Origin of the sequence: Devosia sp. (assembly GCF_028290645.1) — a bacterium.
Taxonomy (GTDB): domain Bacteria; phylum Pseudomonadota; class Alphaproteobacteria; order Rhizobiales; family Devosiaceae; genus Devosia_A.
In genome coordinates this window covers 1-16,960 of record NZ_JAQGJL010000422.1, presented here as the reverse complement: position 1 = coordinate 16,960, position 16,960 = coordinate 1, and the positions used below count along the sequence as shown (strand labels likewise).

Here is a 16,960-nt window from a genome sequence, read left to right as displayed (position 1 = left end):
ACCTTCCGCGGCGCGGCGGACCCTATCGCCTTTGCCGGGCGCGCCCTAGGGGGAATCTTGGGCAGCAAGGTCCGGATTCAAAAGAAAATGGGCCGGCGGGGCGCCGGCCCAGTGACCCGTTTGGCGGCAGGTCAGTAACTCAGTATTTCCGGAGGAGGCCCACGAGGCGCCCCTGCACCTTCACCCGGTCGGGCGGGAAGATGCGAGTCTCGTAGGCCGGATTGGCGGCCTCGAGTGCAATCGAATTGCCGCGGCGACGGAGCCGCTTCAGCGTGGCTTCCTCGTCGTCGACCAGCGCGACGACGATCTCGCCAGTCGAGGCGGCATCCTGCTTCTTGATCAGCACGGTATCGCCGTCGAAGATACCCGCATCGATCATCGAATCGCCGCGCACTTCCAGCGCGAAATGCTCGCCGGGCCCGAGCATCTCGGGCGGGACGGTGATGGTATGGCTGTGGGTCTGGATCGCCTCGATCGGCGTGCCGGCCGCAATGCGGCCCATCACCGGGATGGTGACGGCCCGATAGGAGTCGGCGTTGACCACTGCCGAGGGACGCTGCGGCGCGGCCACGCGGCCGAGATTGCCCTCGATGACGCTCGGCTCGAAGCGCGCCTTGCGGCCGCCGAGCGAGGGGTTCATCGAGTCTGGCAGCTTGATCACCTCCAGCGCCCGGGCCCGGTTGGGCAGGCGGCGGATGAAGCCGCGCTCCTCCAGCGCCGTGATCAGGCGGTGGATGCCCGACTTGCTGCGCAAATCGAGCGCGTCCTTCATCTCGTCGAAGGAGGGTGGAATACCGGATTCTTTCATCCGCTCGTGGATGAACATCAGCAGTTCGTGTTGCTTGCGCGTCAGCATGACGGCCCCCTGAGCAGAATCGGAACAAAGACTGAACGTTGTTGTATCCGTTCCAGTTATGTTCTGCAATACGCGGGTAAAGATCGCGTTAGCGCTAAACCGCAGGCCGGTACGCCGCCTTGGCCCGAGGAAGCCGGATACGCACGCTGAAGCCCTTCCCCGGCGCCGAGGCGACCATCATCGTTCCCCCGAACAGGCCGGCAATTTCCTCGACGATGGGCAACCCGAGACCGGCACCCGGTTTATCGCTGTCTCCGCGGCTGAAGCGCCTGCGCACGGTCGCGACTTCCTCCGTCCCGCCACCCGTATCGGCCACCTCGAGAACGACCTCGTCGGCAGCGGTTAGGCGAACGGTCGCCTCCGTGCCTGGGCCGGCGTACGCAATGGCGTTCTCGATCAGGTTGCTCAGTAGCTCGCCCAGCAGCATCGGATCGCCCTGTACCAGCGCCGGTCCGGCACCTTCGAGTCCCAGATCGATGCCTGCGACATGGGCGCGGACGACATAGTCTGCAGTCCGTTCCCGCGCCAGTTCGAACAGATCGACCACCTGCAGCCGCAACTGGTCGGACGCCGCCTCATCAATCCTCGCCAGCAGCAGCAATTGCGCGAGGATGCGCTCGGCATGAACTACCGCATCGTCGGCCGTTCGCGCCGCCTCGCGCGCGGCCTCCGGCGTCTCGGCCCGCAGCGCCAGCGCCAGTTGCGTGCGGATGATGGTCAGCGGCGTCCGCAACTGGTGGCTGGCATTGCCGGTGAAATGCCGCAGCGCATCGAGGGCGGCCGACAGCCGCGTCATGAACGAGTTGATGGTGTCCACCAGCCCCTGCACCTCGCGCGGCACCTCCTGCTGGATCGGGCTCAGGTCATCGAGCGCCCGGCGCGAGATCGCGTCGCGGAGCCGGTCGAGCGGCGCGAGCGAGAACCCGACGGCCAGCCAGAGGATCACCGCGGCGGCAAGGATCAGCAGCGCCAGGCGAATCGCCGAACGGACAAGCAGCGTCTGCGTCAGCCGTGTCCGCGCGATCGTCGTCTCGGCCACAGTCACGGTGAACGGGATGGCGCTTACGCCCGACGACGCAGCACGGCGCAACACCGCAACCCGGATCGGATCGCCGCGGAACATGGCATCCGAGTACGCAATGTCCGGATTCGCGCTCTGCGAGGTCGGCAGCGTCTGGTAGCCGGTGATGAATCCGTCCGGTCCATCGACCCGGTAGAACACCCGGTCCTGCGCCGCGGAGGTCAGCATCTCCAGCGCCACGTAGGGCACATCCACCTCGAGCGCGCCGTCCTCGGTGACGATCACCCGCTCGGCGATCGCCAGTACCGAGCCGGCCAGCACCCGGTCGGAGAGCGAGTTGGCCGTGTCCGCGGCCTCGCGCCAGGTGTCGATCACAGCCAGCGCCGCCACCGCCAGCAGCGCGACCATCAGCCAGATCAGCAGCCGCCCGCGCAGCGAATAGGGCCGGGCCATCAGTCGATGATCCGATCGAGATAGTAGCCCAGTCCCCGCGCGACGCGGACCGTCAGGGCATAGGGCGCGAGCCGCCGCCTTAGGCGCGAGATGTACTGTTCGATTGCGTTCTCGCTCAGGTCCTCGTCGAAGGCCGCCAGCGATTCGATGATCGATTGCTTGGCCACCACCTTACCGGCCTTGCGCAGCAGGGTCTCGAGCACGCTCAGTTCCCGCGCCGGCATGTCGAGTGTCTGGCCGAGGGCGGAGAGGGTGCGCGACACGGTATCGAGCTCGATATTGCCGAACGACACGCGCGAATCACGCAGCCCCGCCTGCCGCCGCAACAGCACCCGGATGCGGGCCTCGAGTTCCGAGACCTCGAACGGCTTGGTCATGTAGTCGTCGGCGCCCAGATCCAGACCGCGCACCCGCTCGTCGAGCGCGCCGCGGGCCGTGAGGATCAGCACCGAGGAGGCATTCTTCCGCGCCCGCATGCGGCGCAGCACGTCGAGCCCGTCCATTTCCGGCAGGCTCAGGTCGAGCACCACGAGGTCGAAGCTTTCGGTCGTGAGCACCGCGTCTGCGGACACGCCGTCATGCACGACATCGACGGCATAGCCTGCGACGCGCAGCACGGCGGCGAGCCCGTCGGCCAGGGTCCGGTTGTCCTCCACCACCAAGATGCGCATCACCACTCCCCATCCGTCAGGCTAATGTGACGGCGCGGCATTGCCCATACCTCTTGTCGCCGGGGCAGGGGAGGAGGCATGGTCCGGCATGCTTCGCTTTCTCTCCCTGCTCGTTCTCATCGCTTCCCCCGCCCTGGCGGAGGAAGGGCTCTATCCCGCCCTCGATGGCCGCACCAATGCGCAGACGGTGAAGGTCTATTCGTCCCTCGACGAACCGCTGGCACGCCCGATGATCGCCGCGTTCCAGGCCGCCAATCCCGACATCGCGGTCGCCTACGAGGACCTCCAGACCGTCGATATCTACGACCGGGTGGTGGCGGAGACCGATGCGGGCCTGCCGACCGCCGATTTCGCCTTCTCGTCGTCGATGGACCTGCAGGTCAAGCTCGCCAATGACGGCTATGCCCAGGAGAGCAACGTGCCGCTCTCGGAGTCGTGGCCGCGCTGGGCCAACTGGCGCAACACCGCCTATGCGCTGACCTACGAGCCCGCGGTCTTCATCTACCACAAGCCCAGCTTCGCCGGCTCGAAGCCACCTTCCACCCGGGCCGAGCTGATCCAGTATCTCAAGGCCAACGCCGACAGCATCTACGGCCGCGTCGGCACCTACGACATCGAGCGGTCGGGCGTCGGCTTCATGTTCTTCTCCCGCGACCAGGAGCAGTACTCGGACCTCTGGACGCTCGTCGGCGCCATGGGCGCTACAGGCGTAAAGCTCTATTCCACCACCTCGGCGATCGTCGACCGGGTGGCCGACGGCCGGTTCGTCTTCGGCTACAACATCCTCGGCTCATATGCTGCGGAAGCCGCCGCGCGGAACCCGGACCTCGGCATCATCCTTCCCGCCGACTACACCATCGTCACCTCACGCATTGGGCTCGTGCCCAAGGCTGCCGCCCATCCCGATCTCGGCCGCCGCTATCTCGAGTTCTTCATGTCGGCCGAGGGGCAGACGATCATGGCGCAGCAGCTGCAGATCGCGGCGCTCAACCCCAACGTCACCGGCGACAACACCGCCAATGCCATGCAGCAGGCGCTCGGCAACCAGTTGCGCCCGGTGCCGGTCAGCCCGGGCCTGATGGTCTATCTCGACCAGGTGAAGCGGGCCCGGTTGATCCGGCGCTGGAACGACGCCCTGAGTATCCAGTAAGCACGATCTGCAAGCGGTCGCCTCCCTCCCCCTTGAGGGGAGGGAACGAGGAAGGGGATGGCGCAGTGAGCACCGTGCCCGCCTCACGACCCCCACCCCCAGCCCCTCCCCTCAGGGGGGAGGGGAGCAATGGCTTCCGGCGCGTCAGGTTGACGACAGCTTGATGTGGTTTGCTGCGGAAATGGTCCGGGCGTAAAACGTCGGACCGAGGAGTCTGGGAGGACCCCGACATTGGCCGTCGCGCAGCAACCTGTGGCTGCCGGCGCTGTTACATGCCCATCCCGGGTCGTACTCCCAGGTGATGCAGAGGCCGCCATCACGTGCGGCCCTATTGGAGGACAACAATGAAGCATCTTCTCGCGACAGCAATGCTGGCCGGCGCCCTGGCGCTGCCCGCCGCCGCCTTCGCCGCCGACTACAGCATCATGGCGCCCGCAGCCCCCGGCGGGGGCTGGGACCAGACCGCCCGCTCGCTCCAGGAATCGTTCACCACAGAGGGCGTCTCCGGCAACGTCCAGGTGGTGAACGTCCCCGGCGCAGGCGGCACCATCGGCCTCGCCCAGTTCGCGCAGGAAGCCAATGGCGATCCGACCAAGCTCATGGTCGGCGGCTACGTCATGGTCGGCGCCATCCTCACCAACAAGTCGCCGGTGACGCTCGACGCCGTCACCCCGATCGCCCGCCTTACCGGCGAGTACGAAGTGATCGTCGTCCCCGCCGCGTCCGACATCCAGACGCTCGCCGACCTCGTCACCAAGCTGAAGGCTGATCCGGGCGCGGTATCGTGGGCCGGCGGCTCGGCGGGCGGCACCGACCACATCACTGCCGGGCTCTTTGCCAAGACGGTGGGCGTCGATCCCAAGCTCGTCAACTACGTCGCCTTCTCGGGCGGCGGCGAGGCCCTTGCGGCCGTGCTGGGCAACCAGGTGACCGTGGGCATCTCCGGCTATGGCGAGTTCCAGTCGCAGGTCGAAGCCGGCGCGCTGCGCGTCATCGGCGTCTCGGCGCCCGAGAAGGTGGCAATCATCAACGGGCCGACCTTCAAGGAAGGCGGCGTCGACCTCGTGGTGCAGAACTGGCGCGGCGTCTGGGCCGGCCCTGACCTCACGGCCGAGCAGGTCGCGGCGGTCAGCGCCGACATCGAGAAGATGGTGAACTCGGCGGCGTGGAAGACGACGCTCGAGACCAAGGGGTGGAACAACACCTATCTCGCCGGCGACGCGTTCAAGACCCAGCTTGCCGCCGAAATCACCGCGACCGAAGCAATTCTCAAGGACATCGGTCTCGTGCAATGATCGAGCCCATGGCTCAGGCAAACAAGCAGCGTCGCCCCGATCGGGCGGCGCTGGTCATCGCAGCAGGATTGCTGGCCCTCGCGCTGCTCGTCGCGTGGGATGCCTCGCGACTGGGGGCCGGCGGCGCCTATGCCCGCATCGGGCCGCAGACCATTCCCTACCTCATCGCCGTCTGCCTCGCCGGCCTGTCGGCCTGGACCGTCGTTGCGGCGTACCGGCATAGTTTCCCCGAGCGCGAGCCGCAGGAGTTCGCACCGGTGCTGTGGATCGTCGGGGGCCTCGTCGCGCAGATGGCGCTGATCAAGTTCACCGGCTTCTCGATCGCCACCGGCGTCCTCTTCGCCATGACGGCGCGTGGCATGGGCCGGGTGTCGCTGCCGCTCGCCTTGCTGAGCGGCATCCTCATTTCCGCTTTCGTCTGGTTCGTGTTCGCGCGCCTGCTGCAGCTGACGCTGCCGGCCGGTCCGCTCGAGCATCTCATGCTGGAGGGCGCCGACATCATCACCGCGCCGTTCAGATCCGCTCCCGGGGGCGCCGCCTGATGGAGACTTTCGCGCTGCTGCTGCAGGGCCTCGCGGTCGCCGCCCAGCCAATCAACCTGCTCTATGCACTGGTCGGCGTGACGCTCGGCACAGCCGTCGGGGTCCTGCCCGGCATTGGCCCCGCGACCACCGTCGCGCTGTTGTTGCCGGTGACCTACAAGCTCGATCCCGCCGGATCGCTGATCATGTTCGCCGGCATCTACTATGGCGGCATGTATGGTGGCTCGACCACCTCCATCCTCCTCAACACGCCGGGAGAGAGCGCCTCGATCGTCACGGCGCTCGAGGGCAACAAGATGGCAAAGGCAGGCCGGGGCGGTCCCGCCCTCGCCACTGCCGCCATCGGCTCGTTCGTTGCCGGGTTGATTGCCACCATCGCGCTGGCCTTTCTCGCACCGTGGGTGGTGAAGTTCGCGCTTGCCTTCGGCCCCCGAGAGTATTTCGCGCTGATGGTCCTCGCCTTCGTCACGGTCTCGGCGGCCTTCGGCGATTCGGCGCTGCGCGGGCTGACCTCGCTGTTCATCGGCCTGACGCTGGGGATCATCGGCATCGACCTGCAGACCGGGCAGGCGCGGATGAGTTTCGGCATCCCGGACCTGCTCGACGGCGTCGAGGTCACGACGCTGGCTGTCGCCATGTTTGCGATCGGCGAGACGCTGTTCGTCGCGGCGCAGGGCAAGCGCGCGCCCGAGACCGTGGAGCCGGTGCGCGGCTCCTTGTGGATGAGCGCCACCGACTGGGCCCGGTCATGGAAGCCATGGCTGCGCGGCACCGCGATCGGCTTTCCGATCGGCGCCATGCCGGCCGGCGGCGCCGAGATCGGGACATTCTTCTCCTACGCGGTTGAAAAGAAGCTCTCCAGGCACCCCGAGGAGTTCGGCAACGGCGCCATCGAGGGCGTCGCCGGACCCGAAGCCGCGAACAACGCCTCCGCCGCTGGCACGCTGGTGCCGCTGCTGACCCTTGGCCTCCCGACCTCGGCGACGGCGGCGATCATGCTGGCCGGCTTTCAGCAGTACGGCCTGCAGCCGGGTCCGCTGCTGTTCACCTCTAACCCCCAGCTGGTCTGGGGGCTGATCGCCAGCCTCCTCATCGCCAACCTGATGCTGATCGTCCTCAACCTGCCGCTGATCGGGCTGTGGGTGAAGCTGCTGACCATCCCCAAGCCGTGGCTCTACGCCGGCATCCTGCTGTTCGCGACGCTGGGCACCATCGGCGCCAACCCTTCGGTGTTCGAGCTCGGCATGCTGCTCGTCTTCGGCCTCCTCGGCTATGGGCTGCGTCTGTTCCATTTCCCCATCGCACCGGTCGTCGTCGGGTTGATCCTCGGGCCGATGGCCGAGCAGCAACTCCGGCGGGCGCTGGCGATCTCGCAGGGTGACGTGATGGTGCTGTTCACCTCGCCGATCTCGGCGACGCTACTGATCGCCGCGGCCCTGGCGCTGATCGTTCCGGCGATCCTCCGCGCCCGCGGCAAGGGCCAGGTGCTGGCGGAGGTGGCGGCCGACGGCGATTGATACGTGCAGCAAGCGCATGCCTTGCCTGTCCCGGGCGGCTCTGCTGAAGGCAGGCGGAGTTACCTACATCTGGGGTAACAAAAGGAACGCACCATGACCCGCAAATCCCCTCTCGTCCGCCGCACCACCGATTTCATCTCGCTCTTCGGCGCGGCGAATGCCGCTGCCGCCGCGACACACGAACACCGCACCCCCCGCGCCCGCGACCTGCAGGCGCTGGGCATCAAGCCGGCGGACTTCAAGGCAATCCGCCAGTAGCCGCTCAGCCCCAGTTGAGCGGGATCACATCGACGATCTCGCCCGGCGGCACCCCAGGCGACTCCTCGGGCACGACGATCAATGCATCGGCCAGCGCAAGCGAGGTCGAGTGGCTGGAGTCAGTCTCGAAGATGGGGTTCACCTGCAGAAAGCCGATCTCGTTGCGGCTGAGATTGGCGCGCATGTAGTGGCGGCGCGGCCCATTGGGCGGCAGCCCGGCCAACGTGGGCACCCCGATACGCGGCCAGAACGGGTCGATATGGCCGGTCATAGCCCTTAGCGCGGGCTTCAGGACCACCGTGGCCGTCACCAGTGCCGACACCGGGTTGCCCGGCAGCCCGAACACCAGCGTCTTGCCGCGGGTGCCGAACATCAGCGGCTTCCCCGGACGCATGCGTAGTTTCCAGAAATCCAGCTCTACGCCGAGGTCGCGCAGCACCTCCTGCACGTAGTCGCGCTCCCCGACGCTGGCGCCGCCCGTAGTCACCAGCATGTCGATGCCCTGGTCGAAGGCACCCAGCAGCGCCGCCTCGAGCCGCTGCTTGTCGTCCGGCACGATGCCGAGGTCGACGATCGCTTCGGTGAACGGTGCAAGCAGAGGGATCAGCCCGTAGGTATTGGAGGCGATGATCTGGTCCGGACCCAGCGCGCTGCCCGGCGGCACCAGTTCATCCCCAGTCGCGAGCACGGCGATCCGCGGCCGCCTGTTCACCGTCAGCGCCGGATGGTTCGCCGAGGCGGCAAGGTTCAGCATCGCCGGGGTCAGCGCCACGCCTGCTGGCAGCAGTTGCGCGCCGCGCTGGAAGTCAAAACCCTGCTTCCTCACGCTCTGGCCGGGCAGGGGAGTCTTCGCGAAGCTGATCTGGTTGCCCTTGGCGGTTGCCTCTTCCTGCATGATCACCGCATCCGCGCCGATCGGGAGCGGCGCGCCGGTGAAGATCCGCACGCACTGGCCGTGCTCCATCATGCCGACGAAGCGTGCCCCGGCCTGCGAGGTGCCCGCCAGCTTCAGCGGCCGCCCCGGCACCACCTCGGCAGCACGCACGGCATATCCGTCCATGGCGCTCGCATCGAAAGGCGGTTGGCTGTGCGTCGCGACCAGCGGCTTCGCCAGCACGCGGTTATGCGCGCGCCCCAGCGGCACGCTCTCGCTGCCGAGCACCGGAAGCTTCCGGAAAATGCGTTCGATGGCTTCGTCGACCGGCATCATCGGCGGAAATCACCCGTCTTGCCGCCCGATTTCTCCTCGAGCTGCACCGAGGTGATGCGCATGCCGCGATCATGCGACTTCGCCATGTCGTAGAGCGTCAGCGCCGCGACCGAAGCGGCCGTCATCGCCTCCATCTCGACGCCGGTCTGTGCGGTCGTCTCGGCGGTCGCCGTGACCAGCAGGGCAGGGCCGTCGCCGACGATCTCAACAGTGACTCTCGACAGCGGGATGGGATGGCAGAGCGGGATCAGCTCCGAAGTCTTCTTCGCTGCCATGATCCCCGCGATCCGGGCCACCGCCAGCGCGTCGCCCTTCTTCAGCTCACCCCCGAGGATCAGCGCCACCGTCTCGGGCTGCGCCTCAAGCCGGGCCGTTGCCACGGCGCGGCGGCGCGTCACCGCCTTGTCGCCGATATCGACGATATGCGCTTCCCCACGCTGGTTGAGGTGGGTGAGCGCCATGTCAGCCCCGCAACAGCTTGATCGTCGCGGCGGTGACGTCATCCTGCCGCATCAGGCTCTCGCCGACGAGGAAGGTGCCGATGCCGGCCTGGTCGAGGCGGATCAGGTCGGCATGGGTGTTGACGCCGCTCTCCGACACCAGGTGCACGCCCTCCGGCACGCCGCCGGCGAGCGTCACCGACGTATTGAGCGTCGTCTCGAAGGTGCGCAGGTTCCGGTTGTTGATGCCAATGAACTCGGCATTCAGCCCCAGCGCCCGGTCAAGCTCGATCTGGTCATGCACCTCGACCAGCGCATCCATCCGCCACTCCTCCGCCGCGTCGAGCAGGTAGCGCGCCGTATCGTCGGTAACCGCGGCGAGGATGATCAGAATACAATCGGCACCCCAGGACCGGCTCTCCGCCACCTGATAGGTCTCGAACAGAAAATCCTTGCGCAGCACCGGGAGTTTCGTCGCGTTTCGCGCCTCGATCAGGTAGCCGGGGGCGCCCTGAAAGCTCGGACGGTCGGTGAGCACGGACAGGCACGCCGCCCCGCCCAGCTCATAGGCCCTGGCGATCTCGGCCGGGTTGAAGTCCGGGCGGATCAACCCCTTGGACGGGCTCGCCTTCTTCACCTCGGCGATCAGCGCGAACTGGTCCTCGCTGCGCTTCTTCTTCAGCGCCGAGAGGAACCGGCGGACCGGCGGCGCATCATGCGCCTCGGCTACCACCTCGCCCCATGGCCGGAGGGTCTTCGCCGCGGCGATCTCCTCGCGTTTATAGACTTCGATCTGCGAGAGGATGTCGGACATGGATCAACTGTTGGAAACGGAAATGAGCTTGTCGAGCGTCGCCCGGGCGCGACCGGAGTCGATCTCTCGGGCAGCAAGATCGGCGCCCAGCTTCAGAGTGTCGGCGCGTCCGGCGACGATGAAGGCGGCGGCGGCATTGAGCAGCACGATATCGCGATATGGGTCCTTCACGCCATCGAGCAGGCCCCTGAGCCGCGAGGCATTATACGCTGGTTCGGCGCCCTTGAGGTCGGCCATGGTCGCCCGTGGCAGGCCCGCATCCTCCGGCGTGATCTCGAAGCTGCGGAGGTCCCCGCCGTTGATCGAGGCGACGAAGCTCGGCCCGGTGGTCGACAGCTCGTCGAGCCCATCGGCGCCATGCACCACCCAAGCCGAAATCGCGCGATTGGCGAGCAGCGCCGCCGCCACCGGCTCGACCCACTTCTTGTCGTAGACGCCCAGCATGTAGCGCCGCGCCCCCGCCGGGTTCGACTGCGGCCCCAGCAGGTTGAACATCGTGCGCGTACCCATCTCCATGCGAGTAGGCCCGACATGCTTCATCGCAGGATGATGCGCCGGCGCGAACATGAAGCCGATGCCGGCCTCGCGGATGCACTGGCTGATCTTTTCCGGCCCGATATCGATCTTGATCCCGAGCGCCTGCAGTACGTCCGAGGCGCCGGACTTCGAGCTCAACGCCCGGTTGCCGTGCTTGGCCACGGGAACCCCCGCCGCCGCCGCAACGATGGACGTCGCCGTCGAGATATTCAGCGTCTCGGCCCCGTCACCACCCGTCCCGACGATATCGACGACACCCTCCGGCGCCTCGACCGGCACCATCTTCTCACGCAAAATCGACACCGCCGCGGCGATCTCGCCGACCGTCTCGCCCTTCACCCGCATCCCCATGAGGAACGCGCCGATCTGGCTCGGCGTCGCTTCGCCGCTCATGATGATGTTCATCACCGAGCGCATTTCCTCGCCAGTCAGGTCCTGCCGCTGGCCGATCTTGTTGAGAGCCCCCTTGAGATCCATCAGGCGGCCTTCTTCATGTTGAAGTCGCCGGCGAGGTTCAGGAAATTCTGCAGGATCGCATGCCCGTTCTCGCTCGCGATGCTCTCCGGATGGAACTGCACCCCATGGCTCGGGTAGCGCTTGTGCTGCATCCCCATGATCAGCCCGTCATCGGTCGACGCGGTGACTTCCAGCACGTCCGGCAGGCTCTCCTGCCTGACGATCAGCGAGTGGTAGCGCGTCGCCTCGAAGCCCGAGTTGAGCCCCCGGAATAGGCCCTTGCCGGTGTGGTTGATCTTGGACGTCTTGCCGTGCATTAGCTCCGGCGCGCGGATCACCTCGCCACCCATCGCCTGCCCAAGCGCCTGGTGCCCGAGGCACACCCCGAGGATCGGCGTGGTGGGCGCAAAGCGGTCGATGAGGCTCAGGCAGATGCCGGCCTCGTTCGGGGTGGAGGGCCCCGGCGACAGCACGATCGCCTCCGGCGCCAGCGCCGCGATCTCGTCGAGGCTGATCTTGTCGTTGCGCCAGACCTCGGACTCAGCCCCCAGCTCGCCCAGGAAATGGACGAGGTTGTAGGTGAAGCTGTCGTAGTTATCGATGACCAGCAGTCTCATTCCAGCCACTCGCTCCCTGGCGCCGTTCTACCCGTGCTTGCGGCAGCTACTGCCCGACCCGGGCCTCGCCCGCGTAGCGTAACGCCTCTTCGGCCGCACTGAACAGCGCCCGCGCCTTGTTTTCGCATTCCAGCTGCTCCAGCTCGGCCTTCGAATCCGCCACGATCCCGGCCCCCGCCTGCACGTAGATCTTGCCCTTCGAGACGATCGCCGTCCGCAGCACGATGCACGTATCCATCGTCCCGTCGGCGCCGAAATACCCTACGCACCCGCCATAAATCCCGCGGCGCGATTTCTCCAGCTCGTCGATGATCTCCATCGCCCGCACCTTCGGCGCGCCCGACACCGTCCCCGCTGGGAACCCTGCCGCCAGCGCGTCGACGAAATCGTGCTTGGGGTCCAGGTCGCCCACCACGTTCGAGACGATGTGCATGACGTGCGAATAGTATTCGAGGAAGAACTTGTCCGTAACCTTGACGCTACCGATCTTCGCCACCCGGCCGACATCGTTGCGGCCAAGGTCGAGCAGCATCAGGTGCTCGGCCAACTCCTTGGGATCGCTGAGCAGTTCGTCCGCCAGCTCCTTGTCGCGCGTCGGCGTCGCGCCGCGCTTCCTGGTGCCCGCGATCGGACGGATGTTGACCTTGCCGTTCTCGACCTTCACCAGGATCTCCGGGCTCGAACCCGCCACGGCGAAATCGCCGAAATCCAGCATGTACATGTAGGGCGAGGGGTTGGTCCGCCGCAGCGCGCGATAGAGCGCCGTCGGGGGCAGCGTGAACTCTGCCTCGAAGCGCTGGGCCAGCACCACCTGGAAGATATCGCCCGCCCGGATGTACTCCTTGGCGTCCTCGACCATCCGCGCATACTCGGCCGGTGAGGTGTTGGACTTCACCGCGATCGAGTCGATATCGGGCGGGGTCGCCGTGTAGGGCAGGGTGCGCGCCAGCCGGCCGACCGCATCGTCGATCCGCGCCTGCGCGCCTTCCCAGGCCTGCCGCGCCGTCACGCCGGGCCGGATATAGACCGGCGCTGTGAGATAGAGCTCGTCCTTCAGCGTATCGAATACGGCCAGCACCGAAGGCCGCATCAGGATCGCCTCGGGGAACCCCAGCGGGTCCTCGTGGCGGTCCGGCAGCACCTCCATCAGGCGCACCATGTCGTAGCCGAGATAGCCGTAGATGCCGGCCGCAGTGGAGGGCAGCCCCGGCGGCACCTCCGCTTGGCTCTCCGCTACGAGCGCCCGCAGCGCCTCGAGCGGCCGCTCCGTGACTGGAGCGAAGGCGTCCGGCGTCAGCCCGGCATTGCGGTTGATGCTGGCCTGGCCGTTCTCGACCTTGAGGATGATGTCCGGGTCGAACCCGATCATCGAGTAGCGCCCGCGGGTGGCGCCGTCCTGCACGCTTTCGAGCAGGAACGTGTTCTTCCGCCCTTCGGCCAGCTTCAGGTAGGCGCCGATCGGCGTCTCGAGATCCGCGACGACGCGCCGGAAGACGATCTGCGCCCGGCCGGCGTCGTAGCCGGCGGCAAAACCATCAAACTGGTCGCCCATCTTCATTGCGCGGCGCCGGCATCCAGAAGCTGGGCCATCACCTGCTGGTTGACGCGCATGCCGGCCTCGGTCTTCAGGCCGCTGACGAAATCGGCATACAGCCCGTCGCGGGTCGATTCCTCAACGAACTTCTTGGCGTCGGGCGTCGCATCTGCGGCGGCTTCGTTCACCTGGGCCACCTGGAACACCACGTGGTCCCCATCGCCGTTGACGGCCGAGCCGAAATGCGTCGGCCCACCATTGAAGATCTCGTTGGCGACCGTCTGGTTCAGCACCGTGGTCCCGTCGCCACCGCGCTTCAGCGGCTGGCTGAGGATCGGGAACTGTCCGATGACCGTCGCCACGTCGGCGAACGGCGTGCCGGCCTTCAACTGGTCGGTGATCTTGGTGACCTCCGCGGTCAGCGCCTCGTCGGTTTTGGCGTTGGTCCAGGCGGTCTTGACCGCATCGTGCACCTCGTCGAGCGTCTGGTCGCGGGCCGCGTCCACCTGCTTCAGGTCGAAGAAGAAGTTGCGGTTCGAGCTGAGCGAAACCGTCGGGGCGAGATCGCCCTGCTGGGCCTTGAAGACCGTGGAGGAGATCTTGGCGATTTCCTCGGGGGCGAGTTCCGGCGTCTGGGCCAGTTCGGGCCCACCTTCCGTCAGCGCCACAGTGAAGGTCTTCAGCCCGAAGCGGTCGGCGATCTCGGGCAGCGGCTTGAACGCGGCGCGCAGTTCCTCGATCTGGTCGAGCACGTCGGAATACTCGTTGCGCGCCTGCGTCATCGCCAGTTGCTTCGCAATTTCGGCCTTCGCATCCTCGAGGCTGACCGTGCCACCCGGCTCGATCGCCGAAACAGTCACGGCGCGCTTCGAGCCGATGCCGTCGATGATCGCATAGTCGTCGAGCGCGAGGCTGAACGCAGTGTCGGCCAGCGAGCTGTCGGTGACTTCCGACTTGCTCAGCGTCCCCAGATCCTGGGCAGTTGCCCCGGTGGCGGCGAGAATGTCGGCGATCGGGGTGCCGGCGGCCTTGCCGTCCGTGAAAGCCTTCTCGAGTTCGGGAGTCGTCAGGGCGATCTGCCGGATCGTGCGCTTCTCGATCTTCACCCGGCTGTCCAGGGTGCGCTCGTACTCGGCGGCGACGTCGGCGTCGGAGATGGTCTTGGTCGCGGCGAGGGTGTCGGGCGACAGCGCCAGGAAGTCGACGGTCCGCGTCTCCTTGGTGCGGAAATCGGCCTGATGGTCCTTGAGGTATGTCGCCAGCTCCTCTTCGGTCGGTTCGGCAACCGGCGGAAGGGCTTGGGCGTTCAGCACGAAATAGTCGACGGTGCGGGTGTCGGCGGAGAAGCGGTTGATCAGCTCGACCGCGGTAGCCGGCGCCGGAGCCCCTGCAAACAAGCCGCTTGCCAGTTGCTGACGCCGCGCCGCCTTGGTCTGGAGGTCGAAATATTCCGCTTCGGTATACCCGTTCTGCTGCAGCACCCTGAGGAAATTGCTGCGATCGAAGGCGCCCAGGGCAGTGGAAAAGGTCGGGTCGTCCCGCAGCATGTTGCCCAGCCGGTCCTCGGAGACGCCGAGACCAAGGTCCTCGCCGAACTTGTTTATCGAGGCCTCGGAGGCCAGCCGGTCGAGCACCATAGAGGGCACGCCGAGCGCCAGCGCTTCCTGGGCGGTCGGCACGCGGCCATATTGCTGCGCCACCGCGTTGACCTGCGTGTCGTAGGCGCGCTGGTAGTCGCGCACGGAGATGTCGTCTCCGGCGACGGATGCCACCGTGTTCGTGCCGAACTGGAAGATGACGTTCGAGATACCGAACCCCGCGAGGCCGACAATCAGGAAAACCCCGAGAATTTTGCCGAACCAGGTCTGGGTAATGTGGCGGAAGCTATCAAGCATCGAGACAAATCCAACTACAGCCGCCTCCCCGGCGGGCGGCGGATACTAGACAGGGTCGAGTTTGTGCCGCAAGGCACATCGGGACGGGGGTTATGGCAAACGCCCTCAATAGGCAAGCATAAGGAGCGTCAAAGGTGACGGCACAGATCACTCCGCTGATCGCGGGCAACTGGAAGATGAATGGTACCACTGCCTCGCTGGGCGAGGTGCAGAAACTCGCAGGCCTTTTGACGCAGGGCGGCGGCCCACGCTGTACCGTAGTCATCTGCCCGCCCGCTACGCTGCTCGAGCGGCTCAATGAACTGGCCGCCTCGAGCGGCATCGTCACCGGCGGGCAGGACTGCCATCCCGCTCCGAGCGGCGCCCATACCGGCGACATCAGCGCCCAGATGCTGGCCGATGCCGGGGCGCAATATGTCATCGTCGGGCATTCCGAGCGCCGCACCGACCACCACGAGACCGACGATCTGGTGCAGCTCAAGGCACTGGCTGTCCATTCAGCCGGCCTTGTGCCGATCATCTGCGTGGGCGAGACCGAAGACCAGCGCGACGCCGGCGATGCCCTCAGCGTCGTCGCCGCCCAGCTCGCCGGCTCCCTTCCGGACGACTGGACCGGGCACGAAATCGTCATCGCCTACGAGCCGGTGTGGGCCATCGGCACCGGCCGCACGCCGACGCCTGCCGAGATCGCCGAAATGCACGACGCCATTCGCGCCGACCTCGAAACCCGCTTCGGCGAGCGCGGCGCGGCCACCCGCATCCTCTACGGGGGCTCCATGAAACCCTCCAATGCCAGCCAGATCCTTCGCATCGGCAACGTCAATGGCGGGCTGGTCGGGGGCGCCAGCCTCTTGGCAAACGACTTCCACGCCATTATCTCCGCTGTGTAGAAGACGCATCCGGCGCCGATCCGAAAGGCGGCGGATGGCGCTGGCATTTGTGTTGGCGCCCGTGTAGAAGGCGCGCCAAACCGATATCGAAAGTCCCGAAGGTCCAATGGCCAACGTCCTGATCGTCGCCTATCTCCTGATCGTCATCGCGCTGATCGCCGTCATCCTGCTGCAGCGCTCTGAAGGCGGCGGGCTGGGCATGGGCTCGAGCGCGAACGGGTTGATCTCGGTCCGCGGGTCGGCAAACCTCCTGACCCGCACCACCGCTATCCTCGCTGCCCTGTTCTTTGCTTCGGCGATCGGGCTGACCGTGCTTTCGTCCGTCGATCGCGGCACCAGCGGCATTCTCGAGCGTGCGGCCCAGGGCGGCTCGACGCCGACCACCGTTCTCGACGCCCTGCAGAACCTGCAGCAGCAGACGGGCGCCGACCTGCCGGTTCCCGCCGGCGGCGCCGCCGCTCCGGCGACTACGCCAACCGCTCCGGCGACTACGACAACGCCGGCCACCGGCACTGCTCCCGCAACCACAACCGGGGGCGCGGCCACTCCCGCGGCCCCCGCAGCCGACCCCGGGCTCGCGGTGCCGACGACTCCGGCGCCCGCCGCGACGCCTCCGGCGACGACAGAACAACCAGCGGCGCCCGCCAACTGAGGCCGCCGCGACAGTGAACAGGGAAGGGGATGGCAACATCCCCTTCTTCTTTTTTTGTGAGGGCGCGCCGGACATCATCCGTATCGCCTTGAGAATCAGAGACTCGACCTCTTAAGGTGAAGGCCCATGGCTCGGTACGTTTTCATCACCGG

17 protein-coding genes are annotated in these 16,960 nt (G+C 66.8%); 7 read left to right on the top strand and 10 right to left on the bottom strand.

Features of this window, described 5'->3' with window-relative positions:
* Positions 1-139: 139 nt before the first annotated feature.
* From lexA to JWQ89_RS22360, 3 genes are all read right to left on the bottom strand, one after another.
* The gene (gene lexA, locus JWQ89_RS22370) at positions 140-856 is read right to left on the bottom strand and encodes a transcriptional repressor LexA (protein WP_299644868.1); all 717 of its coding nucleotides are present in this window, start codon (positions 854-856) and stop codon (positions 140-142) included.
* Between the two features lie 94 nt (positions 857-950).
* Positions 951-2,330: a sensor histidine kinase gene (locus JWQ89_RS22365; protein ID WP_299644867.1), complete on the bottom strand. Its 1,380-nt coding sequence runs from the start codon at positions 2,328-2,330 to the stop codon at positions 951-953.
* Entirely contained in the window at positions 2,330-3,001 is a 672-nt protein-coding gene (locus JWQ89_RS22360; RefSeq protein ID WP_299644865.1) for a response regulator transcription factor, read from the bottom strand. Before JWQ89_RS22360 ends, JWQ89_RS22365 begins: the two co-directional genes overlap by 1 nt.
* An 88-nt stretch (positions 3,002-3,089) precedes the next feature.
* On the opposite strand from JWQ89_RS22360, the gene JWQ89_RS22355 reads away from it, so the two are divergent.
* From JWQ89_RS22355 to JWQ89_RS22335, 5 genes are all read left to right on the top strand, one after another.
* Entirely contained in the window at positions 3,090-4,151 is a 1,062-nt protein-coding gene (locus tag JWQ89_RS22355; protein ID WP_299644863.1) for an ABC transporter substrate-binding protein, read from the top strand.
* A 344-nt stretch (positions 4,152-4,495) separates the two neighbouring features.
* On the top strand, positions 4,496-5,446 hold the full coding sequence (locus JWQ89_RS22350; protein WP_299644861.1) for a tripartite tricarboxylate transporter substrate binding protein: 951 nt from the start codon (positions 4,496-4,498) through the stop codon (positions 5,444-5,446).
* Positions 5,447-5,454: 8 nt separating this feature from the next.
* Entirely contained in the window at positions 5,455-5,988 is a 534-nt protein-coding gene (locus tag JWQ89_RS22345; RefSeq protein ID WP_299644860.1) for a tripartite tricarboxylate transporter TctB family protein, read from the top strand.
* The gene (locus tag JWQ89_RS22340) at positions 5,988-7,505 is read left to right on the top strand and encodes a tripartite tricarboxylate transporter permease (protein WP_299644858.1); all 1,518 of its coding nucleotides are present in this window, start codon (positions 5,988-5,990) and stop codon (positions 7,503-7,505) included. The genes JWQ89_RS22345 and JWQ89_RS22340 overlap by 1 nt, the downstream gene beginning before the upstream one ends.
* Before the next feature lie 93 nt (positions 7,506-7,598).
* Positions 7,599-7,763, top strand: coding sequence for a hypothetical protein (locus JWQ89_RS22335; protein ID WP_299644857.1), 165 nt, complete (start codon positions 7,599-7,601; stop codon positions 7,761-7,763).
* Between the two features lie 4 nt (positions 7,764-7,767).
* Here the strand turns inward: JWQ89_RS22335 and glp are convergent, their stop codons facing one another.
* Genes glp through JWQ89_RS22300 form a run of 7 tightly spaced genes read right to left on the bottom strand, consistent with a single transcriptional unit; the run spans position 7,768 to position 15,266 of the window.
* Positions 7,768-8,973, bottom strand: coding sequence for a gephyrin-like molybdotransferase Glp (gene glp / locus JWQ89_RS22330; protein WP_299644856.1), 1,206 nt, complete (start codon positions 8,971-8,973; stop codon positions 7,768-7,770).
* Positions 8,970-9,434 carry a cyclic pyranopterin monophosphate synthase MoaC gene (gene moaC / locus JWQ89_RS22325; RefSeq protein ID WP_299644854.1) on the bottom strand — a complete coding sequence of 155 codons (465 nt, stop codon included), beginning with the start codon at positions 9,432-9,434 and terminating at the stop codon, positions 8,970-8,972. Before moaC ends, glp begins: the two co-directional genes overlap by 4 nt.
* A gap of 1 nt (position 9,435) precedes the next feature.
* Positions 9,436-10,227, bottom strand: a complete 792-nt coding sequence (gene trpC, locus JWQ89_RS22320; RefSeq protein ID WP_299644853.1) for an indole-3-glycerol phosphate synthase TrpC — start codon at positions 10,225-10,227, stop codon at positions 9,436-9,438.
* A gap of 3 nt (positions 10,228-10,230) precedes the next feature.
* A complete protein-coding gene (gene trpD / locus JWQ89_RS22315; protein WP_299644851.1) occupies positions 10,231-11,241 on the bottom strand; it encodes an anthranilate phosphoribosyltransferase in 1,011 nt (336 codons plus the stop codon).
* Positions 11,241-11,837, bottom strand: a complete 597-nt coding sequence (locus JWQ89_RS22310) for an aminodeoxychorismate/anthranilate synthase component II (protein ID WP_299644850.1) — start codon at positions 11,835-11,837, stop codon at positions 11,241-11,243. The genes trpD and JWQ89_RS22310 overlap by 1 nt, the downstream gene beginning before the upstream one ends.
* A 46-nt stretch (positions 11,838-11,883) precedes the next feature.
* Complete coding sequence (trpE, locus tag JWQ89_RS22305) at positions 11,884-13,395, bottom strand: anthranilate synthase component I (RefSeq protein ID WP_299644848.1); 1,512 nt, start codon at positions 13,393-13,395, stop codon at positions 11,884-11,886.
* Positions 13,392-15,266, bottom strand: coding sequence for a peptidylprolyl isomerase (locus tag JWQ89_RS22300; RefSeq protein WP_299644847.1), 1,875 nt, complete (start codon positions 15,264-15,266; stop codon positions 13,392-13,394). Before JWQ89_RS22300 ends, trpE begins: the two co-directional genes overlap by 4 nt.
* A gap of 134 nt (positions 15,267-15,400) precedes the next feature.
* Between JWQ89_RS22300 and tpiA the strand changes: the two genes are divergently transcribed.
* Positions 15,401-16,156, top strand: a complete 756-nt coding sequence (tpiA, locus tag JWQ89_RS22295; protein ID WP_299644845.1) for a triose-phosphate isomerase — start codon at positions 15,401-15,403, stop codon at positions 16,154-16,156.
* A 106-nt stretch (positions 16,157-16,262) separates the two neighbouring features.
* Positions 16,263-16,808 (top strand): preprotein translocase subunit SecG, encoded by a 546-nt coding sequence (gene secG / locus JWQ89_RS22290; RefSeq protein WP_299644843.1) that lies wholly within the window; start codon positions 16,263-16,265, stop codon positions 16,806-16,808.
* Positions 16,809-16,960: the final 152 nt, after the last annotated feature.